Origin of the sequence: uncultured Campylobacter sp. (genome assembly GCF_938018145.1) — a bacterium.
Taxonomy (GTDB): Bacteria; Campylobacterota; Campylobacteria; order Campylobacterales; family Campylobacteraceae; genus Campylobacter_A.
In genome coordinates this window covers 1-10,169 of sequence record NZ_CALIII010000107.1, presented here as the reverse complement: position 1 = coordinate 10,169, position 10,169 = coordinate 1, and the positions used below count along the sequence as shown (strand labels likewise).

General features: G+C 46.4%; 10 protein-coding genes and 1 pseudogene. 9 read left to right on the top strand and 2 right to left on the bottom strand.

Annotation, left to right across the window (positions count from 1 at the left end; translation table 11 throughout):
* Nucleotides 1-379, top strand: a pseudogene (locus tag Q0338_RS02360) (YeeE/YedE thiosulfate transporter family protein); the annotation flags it as partial.
* A gap of 358 nt (nt 380-737) precedes the next feature.
* The gene (locus Q0338_RS02355) at nt 738-1,370 is read left to right on the top strand and encodes a tetratricopeptide repeat protein (RefSeq protein WP_298085357.1); all 633 of its coding nucleotides are present in this window, start codon (nt 738-740) and stop codon (nt 1,368-1,370) included.
* A gap of 123 nt (nt 1,371-1,493) precedes the next feature.
* On the opposite strand, the gene Q0338_RS02350 is transcribed toward Q0338_RS02355, so the two are convergent.
* On the bottom strand, nt 1,494-1,928 hold the full coding sequence (locus tag Q0338_RS02350) for a molybdenum cofactor biosynthesis protein MoaE (RefSeq protein WP_298085356.1): 435 nt from the start codon (nt 1,926-1,928) through the stop codon (nt 1,494-1,496).
* 1 nt (nt 1,929) lies between these two features.
* Entirely contained in the window at nt 1,930-2,151 is a 222-nt protein-coding gene (locus Q0338_RS02345; protein WP_009492400.1) for a MoaD/ThiS family protein, read from the bottom strand.
* Between the two features lie 91 nt (nt 2,152-2,242).
* On the opposite strand from Q0338_RS02345, the gene nspC reads away from it, so the two are divergent.
* The 7 genes from nspC (at nt 2,243) to Q0338_RS02310 (ending at nt 9,465) form a co-directional block, all read left to right on the top strand.
* Nucleotides 2,243-3,382, top strand: a complete 1,140-nt coding sequence (nspC, locus tag Q0338_RS02340; protein ID WP_298085355.1) for a carboxynorspermidine decarboxylase — start codon at nt 2,243-2,245, stop codon at nt 3,380-3,382.
* A gap of 444 nt (nt 3,383-3,826) precedes the next feature.
* On the top strand, nt 3,827-4,774 hold the full coding sequence (locus tag Q0338_RS02335; protein ID WP_298085354.1) for a formate dehydrogenase subunit gamma: 948 nt from the start codon (nt 3,827-3,829) through the stop codon (nt 4,772-4,774).
* Nucleotides 4,775-4,909: 135 nt separating this feature from the next.
* Complete coding sequence (gene yedF / locus Q0338_RS02330; protein WP_298085353.1) at nt 4,910-5,509, top strand: sulfurtransferase-like selenium metabolism protein YedF; 600 nt, start codon at nt 4,910-4,912, stop codon at nt 5,507-5,509.
* Nucleotides 5,506-6,528 carry a selenide, water dikinase SelD gene (gene selD, locus Q0338_RS02325; RefSeq protein WP_298085352.1) on the top strand — a complete coding sequence of 341 codons (1,023 nt, stop codon included), beginning with the start codon at nt 5,506-5,508 and terminating at the stop codon, nt 6,526-6,528. The genes yedF and selD overlap by 4 nt, the downstream gene beginning before the upstream one ends.
* Nucleotides 6,529-6,977: 449 nt before the next feature.
* Nucleotides 6,978-7,145, top strand: coding sequence for a hypothetical protein (locus Q0338_RS02320; protein ID WP_002949057.1), 168 nt, complete (start codon nt 6,978-6,980; stop codon nt 7,143-7,145).
* Between the two features lie 9 nt (nt 7,146-7,154).
* Nucleotides 7,155-8,702: a disulfide bond formation protein B gene (locus Q0338_RS02315; RefSeq protein WP_298085351.1), complete on the top strand. Its 1,548-nt coding sequence runs from the start codon at nt 7,155-7,157 to the stop codon at nt 8,700-8,702.
* 133 nt (nt 8,703-8,835) lie between these two features.
* Nucleotides 8,836-9,465: an NAD(P)H-dependent oxidoreductase gene (locus tag Q0338_RS02310; RefSeq protein ID WP_298085350.1), complete on the top strand. Its 630-nt coding sequence runs from the start codon at nt 8,836-8,838 to the stop codon at nt 9,463-9,465.
* The last annotated feature ends 704 nt before the right edge of the window (nt 9,466-10,169 follow it).

Here is a 10,169-nt window from a genome sequence, read left to right as displayed (position 1 = left end):
TTTCTCGATGTTTACGGGGATCATCAGTATCGTGGTTTTTGCCAGTGTCGTAAATTTGGCTCTCGGGCAGTACAAATTCGGCTTTGAAGGCCAGCCTATCGCGCACAACGACGTGGTTTGGAACTTCCTTAGCATGACGCTAGCCGGGCTTTGCTTTAGCCTTAGCGAAGGCTGCCCGGGCAAGCATCTCGTGCAAATGGGTACGGGCAATCTAAGCTCGGTAATCTTCGTCATCGGTATGGCGGCGGGCGCGGCCGTAGCGCATAACTTCTTGCTCGCTAGCTCTCCTAGCGCCATAACGGCGGCGGCTCCGTGGGCGGTGACGGTGGGGTTTGTTTTTGCGGTTTATGTGGGATTTTTCCACAAAAAAGCCGCTTGATTCCCCATAAACGACGGATTTCAAGCTTTAAAATTTTAAACCCGTTTCGGTTACGTATTTCATATACGCGCCCTCACGGGTTAAAATTTTAAAGTTAAACTACGCCTATTCTGTCTGGAATATTTGTCGCATATCTTGCTAAATTTATAAATTTGACATTTTCGCGGCGCGGGTCTCGGTAGGTCAAATTTAGCTTAAATTTGAAATCAACCACAAGACAAAAGTACAAATAAAATATTAAATTTTGCAAGTTTCTCTCTGTGTCCAAAAGCCAAAAACTAGGACAATATCGATTTTATATATATTTAATGCGCCTCGGCGTAAAATAGATTTAAAATTTATTTTAGGGAAAAAGAAAATGAAAAAAGTAATTTTTTGTTTGGTTGCGGCGTATTCTTTGGTCTCTGCCGCTTCGTTTAACGAGGCGCAGATACGTGAATTTGAGCAAAAGTGCGAGGTCGGAGACGCTATTATATGCGGTAGTGTCGGGATATCGTACTATATGGGCGATAACGGTTTTACGAAAGATTACGAAAAAGCTGCGAAATTTTTTGCGAAAGCTTGCGACGGAAATAACTACAAAACCTGCTCAAATCTCGGGTTTATGTATTCTACCGGCCAAGGCGTCGTTATAGACCCTGAGAAAGCTGCGGAGTTATACGTTAAGGCTTGCGAGGGCGGAGACGTTTTTGGTTGTCAAAACGTAGGAGCCATGTATCTTAAGGGCCAGGGCGTAAAAGCAGACGCCATAAAAGGGTTAGGCTATATAAAAATAGCTTGTGATAAAGGACTTTGGGGTGCTTGCTCAAATTTTGCGCTTGCTAACGAGCTTATCGGTCAAAAAACCAAGTCGGAAGCATCTTTTAAAGCAGCCAAAGAATACTTTAAAAAAGCATGCGATCTGGGCAAAAACGACCGCAGCGCGCAGGTTATTGAGGAGCAAAAGAAGATATGGCTACAAGCGTGCGAGAAATACGAGGCACTAAAGTGATTTCAGGTTTGCAAATTGAGCTTAAAGGCAGTGGCAAAAGCGCATTTTGTCATTGCCCGAGTGTCATTTCAAACTAAATTTAATCAAATTTACGAGTCTACATAAAACTAATAAAAAGCGGCGCTACGCTAAAAGTCCGGCGCCTTTGATCGCCTGACTGCGCTCTTTAGCGTATATGCGCTCGCCTCCTATGACGTCGTATTTCCAGATCGGCGCGTTAGCCTTAAAGTCCTCGACAAACTCGTTTATTAGCTGCAAGGCGACCTTTCTTTGCGGGCTAACGACGCCTGCGACGTAGGAGCTCTCGTGCACCGGCACGTCACCTCGCGAATGCGCGAAAAGCACGTATGCGCCCAGATCCTTTGCCTTTTGCTCCCAGCCAGCTAGCCATTTGCGCAGGATCGGCTCGTAGATGTCAAAGCTAAGCGCGCTTATGCCGCCTTCCTCGCGCACGATGCCCGTAAACGTGATGAGCGCGCCGCAGTTTTTGTCCTTAAACTCGTCGTACCAGGCGTTTGTGATCGCCTTGGCGTCGAGGCTTCCATCAAATATCTGCATCTTAACCCCCGCAAACCGGCGGTAAAATGGAAATTTTATCCCCGTCTTTTAGCGGCGCGTCTAGCGAGCTTGCGATCTCGTCGTTTACGGCGACGGCGCAGATTTTTAGCCACTCGGACAGCTCCGCGTATTCGCCTAGTTTTTCTTTTACTTCGCTTAAATTTGCCGCTTCCAGCTTTAAATTATTCATCTTTATCGGGCCCAAAAACTCGATTTCTACCATAAATTTGCCTTTGAAATTAAATTTTTTTCTTGATTTTACTTAAAAAAATATTTAGATATACTTACGCCAAATTTTAAACGAAAGAGCCCTAATGAACGAAATCTTAAGCAAAATAAAAACGCCCGCCTACGTCTGCGAAGAGGCCAAGGTGCGTGCAAATCTCGAAATTTTAAAACGCGTCAAGGATGAAAGCGGCGCAAAGGTGCTAGTCGCCCTAAAAGGCTTTGCATTTAGCGGCGTGATGGGGCTTGTGGGCGAGTATCTAGACGGCGCGACGTGCAGCGGCCTACACGAGGCTAAATTTGCCGCAAAATACGTTCGCGGCGAGATCCATACGTATTCGCCCGCGTTTAAAGACGAGGACATAGATGAGGTGCTAGCGCTCTCAAAACACGTAGTTTTTAACTCCTTTGCGCAGTGGGCTAAATTTAAAGAAAAAGCCCTAGCTGTCGGTGTTACCTGTGGGCTTCGCGTAAATCCCGAGCTATCCGTCGCGCCGACTGACGCGTATAACCCGTGCGGTCGCTACAGCCGACTAGGTATCACGCGCGCAAATTTCGACGCAGACGCGCTTGATGGTATCACGGGGCTGCATTTTCACGCGCTTTGCGAGGAGAGCGCGCAGAGCCTGGAGACCGTGCTGATGGCGTTTGAGGAGAAATTCGGCGAGTTTATCCCGCGTATGAAGTGGGTAAATTTCGGCGGCGGACATCACGCAACCAAAGAAGGCTACGACGTCGATCTGCTCATAAATTTGATCAAAAACTTCCGCGAAAAATACGGCGTCGAGGTCTACATAGAGCCCGGCGAAGCGGTGGGCTGGCAGACGGGATTTTTAGCCGCTTCGGTGCTTGATTTCGTGCAAAACGAAAAAACCATAGCCATCCTGGACGTCTCGGCCGAGGCGCATATGCCAGACACCGTGCTGATGCCGTACCGACCGGCCGTGCGAGGCGAGAGCAAGGGCGGTAAATTTAGCTACCGTTTCGGCGGAAACACCTGTCTAGCCGGCGATATCGTGGGGCTTGATGCCGGCGAGCCCGAGTATAAATTTGACGCGCCGCTAAGCGTGGGCGATAAGGTGATATTTGAGGATCAGATCCACTACACGATCGTAAAAAACACGACCTTTAACGGTATAAAGTTGCCTGATTTACTCCTTTTAAAAGAAAACGGCGAGCTTGTAACCGTGCGGGAATTTGGCTTTGAAGAGTATGAGAGGCGAAACTAAATTTGATGCCGGGAACTGCGTCCTTTACGATGCAAAATTGACGTTTGGGGAGGGCGCCGTTTGTGGCTGTAAATTTAAATCAAATTTTACGCCAGGTTTCTGCATGATATGCGCCTGCGCTAAACCCGTAGCTTTTCGGATTTAAATTTTGAAATTTGGTTTATCGCCCGCCAAATTTGCCGCAAATTTAATCTCAAACGAAGTTAAATTTAAGATAAATAAAATCTAGCTTATATAAATGAATTAATATAGCGGATTATAAATTTGACCCTGATTTTGATAAAAAAGTGCCGCAACTGCCTAAAAATGCATTGTTTTGACGCTAAGCTTGCATTACGTTATTTTTTGATATAATTTCATGAAAATCCGCAAAATTTAGCCTTTGGCTGGATGCCGACCACAACAAGCTTTTTAAGACGGAAAACAAAACCAAAGGGAGATAGCATGACGAGAATTTTGAGTTTGCTTTCGGTTTTCGCCTGTTGGGTCTTCGCTATCGAGGCGAGTCCTAGCACAAACCAGTACCAGAGCAATATCTGGGCTGCGGGTAGAATCGAGAACATTAAGCCTTACGAAGACGGTTTGGGGCCGATTTTCACGTTCATTCAGGGCAACGACTACTTCGCGATAGCGGCTTTGTCGCTTATTTTGGCTGTTATCGGCGCGTTCGTTCTACACTTTTTGATCATCGGACCGAAACACTTCAGCCACGACGGCAAAAAAGTCTATGCGTTTAATATGATAGAGCGCGTATCTCACGGTGCTGCGGCGATTGCATGGATAGTGCTCATACCGACCGGCGTCATCATGATGTGGGGCGCAGAGCTTGGCGGCGGCGCGTTTGTTAGATTTTGTAAGGACATCCACGGATTAGCTACTATTTTGTTTGCCGTTTCGGTGCCTCCGATGTTGATAGCTTGGACCGTGAGGATGTTGCCTGCGGTTTATGATATCAGATGGATGATGATCATCGGCGGATATCTATCAAAGGTTAAACGCCCAGTACCTGCGGGCAAATTTAATGCCGGCCAAAAGGCGTGGTACTGGGTAGCTATCCCTGGCGGTATTGTGATGATACTAACTGGTGCTGCGATGTTTTTCCTTGACTTTAGAGCTCCAGACGTTGCGAGCTGGCTTGGCGTATCGCAGATCGAAATTTTAAGAGCTTCTGCGCTAATCCATAACGTGCTTGGCATCGTGTGTGCTGTATTTTTCCTAGTGCACATCTACATGGCGGCCATCGCTATCCACGGCGCTATCTGGTCGATGATAACTGGCTATAAAGAAGAAGAAGAGGTTTATGTACTTCACCACTACTGGTACCAAGAGCTCATCTCTAAAAATAAAATCCCCGTATCTGAATACGAAAAAACTTATCCAAAATTAAAATAATAAAAAAGGAGAAATCTTTCTCCTTTTTGCCTCAAAGGCGAGCTTACAAGTCGCCTTTTATACGAAATTTAAAATCTTTTAGATAAAATTCCCCTCAGACTTCAGGTTGAAGAGTAATAAATTTAAGGAAAAATCATGCAAATCGATTGTAGAAATTTGGCTTGCCCTGAGCCCGTTATCAGGACTAAAAACGCGCTTGAAGGATTAAAAAATGGCGAAAAGCTTGAGATTTTAGTAAATTCAATCGCCCCAAAAGAAAACATAAGCCGTTTTTTGAAAAACCAAAACGTCGAATTTAGCGTAGAGCAAAACGGTACCGAGACGAAAATCACCGCCGTTAAGGGCGAATCAAAGCTTGAGTTAGCAAATTTTGACGAATTTGTCTGCGAAATCACGCCAAAGAATAAAAAAACAGTCATTTATCTAAACGAAGAATACGCCGGAAGCGGCGACGTGGGCGTTAGCTTGCTAGCTAAATTTTTAGGCGCGCTTTTGCAGGTAGAAAATAAACCAGAATACGTAATCTGCGTAAATAATGCCGTTAAAATGACTACAAACCGCGCTCATCCGAGCTTTAAACCGCTTAAAGATTTAGAAGCTGCGGGCGTTAAAATTTTAAGCTGCGGTAGCTGCCTAGAGGCGTACAAGCTTGTAAGCGACCTAAGCGTCGGCGAGATGTCAAACGCCTACGAAGTCATGCAAATTTTAACTACGCACGAGCAAATCAAACTATGATTTACAACGACAAACGTCTCACGAAATTCGTCCGAGCGGCGGGTTGAGCGGCCAAGCTTGACCCGTCGGGTCTAAACAAAACTATCGGCGATTTAAATTTAGCTCACCCAAATTTGCTCTCAAACATCGGCACAAACGAAGACGCAAGCGTCTTTAAGATCACGGACGACATCGCGCTCGTGCAGACGCTGGACTTTATCACGCCGGTGGCGGACGATCCGTTTATATTCGGTCAGATCGCGGCCGCAAACAGCCTAAGCGACGTGTTTGCGATGGGCGGCAAGGTACTAAACGCGCTAAATATCGTCGGTTTTGATAGCTGCAACCTAAGCGGCGAAATTTTGGGCGAAATTTTACGCGGCGGGCAGGATAAAGTCGCCGAATGCGGCGGCGTGATAGTCGGCGGACACACGATAGAGACGCAGCAGATGTATTACGGACTTAGCGTCACGGGCGTCGTTTCGCCAAACTCCTTTTGGTCAAACAACACTGCGCGAGAGGGCGACGCGCTCATACTCACAAAGCCGCTGGGAACGGGCATTTTAAGCACGGCGATCAAGGCCGATCTGCTAAATTTAACCCAAATCGAGCAGGCCGTCGAGACGATGCGGCAGCTAAATTTCTATGCCGTGGACGCGCTAAAAGGCATCAACGTAACGGCGGCGACCGACGTCACGGGATTTGGCTTTTTAGGGCATTTAAGCGAAATGCTAAACGATAAAATCAGCTTTGAAATTTACGCGAGTAATGTACCTGTGATAGCGGCCGCGCGCGAGTTTGCCGATATGGGCATCATCCCCGAGGGTAGCTACAAAAACCGCGATTTTGCGAGTAAATTCGTTACCGGCGATGCGGATATCTTGCTTTACGACGCGCAGACTTCTGGCGGATTGCTGCTAGCCGTACCGCAAAGCGAGGCAAATTTGGCTCTGTCTCGTCTAAAAGAGGCGGGTTACGAGAGCTCGGCGGTCGTCGGTGTAGCTAAAAAACGCGGCGAATACGGCATAAATTTACGCTAATGGGCTTTAAATTTAAGCTTGCGAGCTTGGCGTAAATTTGACGGCTGTAAATTTGGTCAAATTTGAGATAGTTTAAAATCAGCCAAGCGATAGGCAAAACAGCAAGCCTAATCAAATTTATTTACAAAAATCACTAAAACAGCCAAGTTTTCTAAATATAAATTTAGTCAAATTTGAGCTGCTAAAATCCGTAGCAGCCAAAATTCTTAAAAATAAAATTTAGTAAAATCTCGCAAAATAAAATAGTAAATTTACAGCCAACCCCACTTCCAAATATCCGTAAATTTAGCTATTTGTTCGCAAACCAAATCCGTTAAATTTCCAAAATATTTCTCCAAATTTTAAAGCAATCTGCAACATATTATCAAAAATATTCCGTATTTTAAGCGAAAATATAAAAGAATTAAATTAAAATTACAATCTAATATTAATGATACAAAGGAGATAAAATGGAATTTTTATCGTTTCTCTTTCTGGCTATAGCCGTTTTTATAGCTTGGAAAAAACCTGAAAAAGAGGGCTTAGCGTTTGGCGCATTTGCCGTGGGGACGGCGATTTGCTTTATTATGTTTTTCATCGCCAGCTGGACGTCCCTGCTGCCTTACGCGGCGTATTAGGAGGGCGTGATGAGTTTTTTTAACGATAAAAATTTCGATTTTATCATGGCTAGCGCGGTCTTGCTTGTGCTTGCTATCCCCGTCGGTATCGCAAATATCTATCTTGGCTACGTCATCGGCGAGGGGCCTTGCACGCTTTGCTGGTGGGAGCGCATCGGCATGGTCGTGGTCGGCGTCGCTGGTATCTTGATACTGCGCTACGGCCTAAAGGCGCGCTACATAGCCGCCGTGCTTTTTGGCGCTGCGTACGGCATTTTTATGACGCTAAGGCACGCTAGCTTTAGCTTGTATAGAGACGTAGGTATGGGCTTTGGCGGCGATATATTCGGCGCGCACACGTATACGTGGGGCATTTTGGTGTACTGGGTCGTGGTCGTAGCGATGGGGCTGATGATGCTTTTTGCCAAAGACAAGGTCGTCTCGGGCGATATCTCGCGCTCGGACACTAGGATCAAGCCTCTTAGCGCGTATTCAAAATTCGTGATCGCTTTAAGCCTATTTGTCATCCTATCAAATGCCGTTCAGGCGCTCATCTCGGCAGGTATACCTCCCCATAGCGGCAAGGGCGATCCGGAGCGCATCAGCCTAAATAACACTTGGACTTCAGGCGTTTGGAAAAGGTTTGAAAAGCCGTTTTCATTTGTCGGCGCAAACGTCGTCGAGGATCCGTTTATAGCGGGCGAACCTAAAGATATAAGCGTCAAATTTAACTCTGATCCAAGTGCCGGCGCGTTTACGGACGTAAAGCCTGCGCTTAGCGTGAAAAACAGCTTCCCGCTTCCTTTTGAGACGAAGGGAATTTTTGGCAAAGGCGTAACGAGTGGCCTAGCGTATAACGCTAAAAACGATACTTTCGGTATCTCAAACACCGAAGGCGGAGTTTATTTTACGGACGCAAATTTTAAAGAGATCGCTCACGCTATCATCGACAAGCCAAACGGCCGCAATATCAAAAAGGCCGTCGCATCGACATTTGTCGGCGATATGCTGGTGACTACGGGCTTTAACAAAACAACATTCGCCGTTAAACCTGCCCAAAATGTGGACGCGTATCACGAGTGGAGATATTTTAGAGAGAGTAGCGGCGGACTCGAGTCTGCGTGGAAATTTGACCGTCCGGCGCTTTTAACGATAAGGGCGAAAAAACAATACGTCCTAACGCTCGCAAAAGACCCGCAAAGCACCTACATGTATATGATCACGGTGCCAAACGAGCGCGCTAAGAACTTGATCCTCATAAAAGTCGATAGCAAGGACAAGATGCTAAGCGGCGAAACCATCGTGACGTCAGCCCTCGCGCTAAAAGATAAACGCGATCTAAAAGACTACTACGTCACGGCTGGCGACGTCGCGGGAGGTAAATTTTTGGCCTACTCCAAAAACTACAACACCTTGCTCGTGATCGACCTTGCGGAGGCAAAGGTGGTTGACGCCTACGCGATGCCGCAAATAGGCGACATCTCAAGCATGGCGATAAAGGGCGGCAGTATCTACGCTCTAGCTCATAAAGACGGCAAAGTAAACGTCGTAGAGCTAAATAGTCCTCTGGGCGAGTAAATTTAGCCCAAACTAACGCAAATTCGTTCGTTTCGCGCGGACGGATTTGCCTCTATCCTAAATCCTCTTTAAGCTTAAATTCGGTCAAATTTTATATAATTTGGCGTAACCATAAAAACCAAAAGGAGCGAAAATGAATTTTTTAGAATCTATGAAATTTCGTCACGCATGCAAGGTTTTTGACGAAAGCAAGAAAATCAGCGCTGGCGAATTTGACTTTATCTTGGAGGCTGGCAGGCTAAGTCCTAGCTCGACGGGGCTTGAGCAGTGGGACTTCGTCGTCGTGCAAAACGAGCAGCTCAGGCAAAAGATCCGCGAAGCCTCGTGGAATCAAGTGCAGATTACCTCTTGCTCGCATTTGCTAGTTATCCTTGCTAAAGTCGCTGAGGTAAAAAGCGTAGGCGAATACGTAGAGAAAATGATTGACCGCCGCGAGGACAAGGCACCAGAGATGATTGCCGCGAGGAAGAAATTTTACGGCGATTTTCTAGGTGGGCGCTTCCACGGAGACGACGAGCTAGTCTATCACTGGTCGAGTAAGCAGTGCTACATCGCGGCGGCAAATATGATGACCGCGGCGGCGAGCCTAGGTATCGACAGCTGCCCTATCGAGGGCTTTGACGAGGCGGCGTTAAATAAAATTTTAGGCCTTGATACGAGTAAGCAGCGCGTGAGCCTCATGGTGCCGTTTGGCTACCGAGTAAAACCGCAACCAAAAAGATACCGCCGCGAACTAAGCGACGTCGTGAAGTGGATTTACTAAATTCGGTAGTTGGGTAAATTTGAAAATTAACTGAGTCGGCGCACGAGCCTAGCGCGGTTTTGGCTCCGGCCGAGTTTTAAATCTAAGCTTTACTGCTCAAATTTGCCGCAATTTAAATTTGCCAAGGCGGCGAAAACGAAAAATGAACCGATAAAATCTACGTCGGCACAGAGCGTGTGTGTCGCAGACGACGCGAAAGCGCCAAACGCGGTTTGTCTATATGTTTATAGCGATTTTTATGATTTTGCGGTAAAGCTTTGCGCCAAAATACCGTTTTGTATCTAGGTCGGCTGCAGCAAAACGTCGGCGGCTTTGGCGCGAAATAATCGTTTGCGGTAAAAAGAGTACCACGCGATTGTTTAGTTCGATATTTTATTTTATGCGAGCGAGCATTTGATCGCACTGCATGATAAAAATTGGTATAAGATAATTAAAGCACGCCCGTATTTATTTTGCGAGCGGCTCGGCAGATTTGCTCAAATTTAAGGCGCAAAAAACTGCGAAACTTTAAATATTAAGAATTTACGACCGCATAAATTTAGAGCCTTTAAATTTAGCCAAACTCAAATTCGGCTAAAAATTATCGCTCTGCCCGTTTAGCAGCTTGTCCACAACGTAGACGGCGATCTTTTTAGCGCCGTTCATGCTGATGTGCATGCCGTCGTCCTTGCGCAGCGGCTTTTTGTCGGCACCTTCTTTTAGAT

What these genes read in the sequence shown, in the direction of transcription:
- yedF (WP_298085353.1), top strand. Translation starts at nt 4,910, where the DNA reads ATGCAAATCGATTGTAGAAATTTGGCTTGCCCTGAGCCCGTTATCAGG.
- Q0338_RS02320 (WP_002949057.1), top strand. Translation starts at nt 6,978, where the DNA reads ATGGAATTTTTATCGTTTCTCTTTCTGGCTATAGCCGTTTTTATAGCT.
- Q0338_RS02345 (WP_009492400.1), bottom strand. Translation starts at nt 2,151, where the DNA reads ATGGTAGAAATCGAGTTTTTGGGCCCGATAAAGATGAATAATTTAAAG.
- Q0338_RS02335 (WP_298085354.1), top strand. Translation starts at nt 3,827, where the DNA reads ATGACGAGAATTTTGAGTTTGCTTTCGGTTTTCGCCTGTTGGGTCTTC.
- nspC (WP_298085355.1), top strand. Translation starts at nt 2,243, where the DNA reads ATGAACGAAATCTTAAGCAAAATAAAAACGCCCGCCTACGTCTGCGAA.
- Q0338_RS02315 (WP_298085351.1), top strand. Translation starts at nt 7,155, where the DNA reads ATGAGTTTTTTTAACGATAAAAATTTCGATTTTATCATGGCTAGCGCG.
- Q0338_RS02310 (WP_298085350.1), top strand. Translation starts at nt 8,836, where the DNA reads ATGAATTTTTTAGAATCTATGAAATTTCGTCACGCATGCAAGGTTTTT.
- Q0338_RS02355 (WP_298085357.1), top strand. Translation starts at nt 738, where the DNA reads ATGAAAAAAGTAATTTTTTGTTTGGTTGCGGCGTATTCTTTGGTCTCT.
- Q0338_RS02350 (WP_298085356.1), bottom strand. Translation starts at nt 1,928, where the DNA reads ATGCAGATATTTGATGGAAGCCTCGACGCCAAGGCGATCACAAACGCC.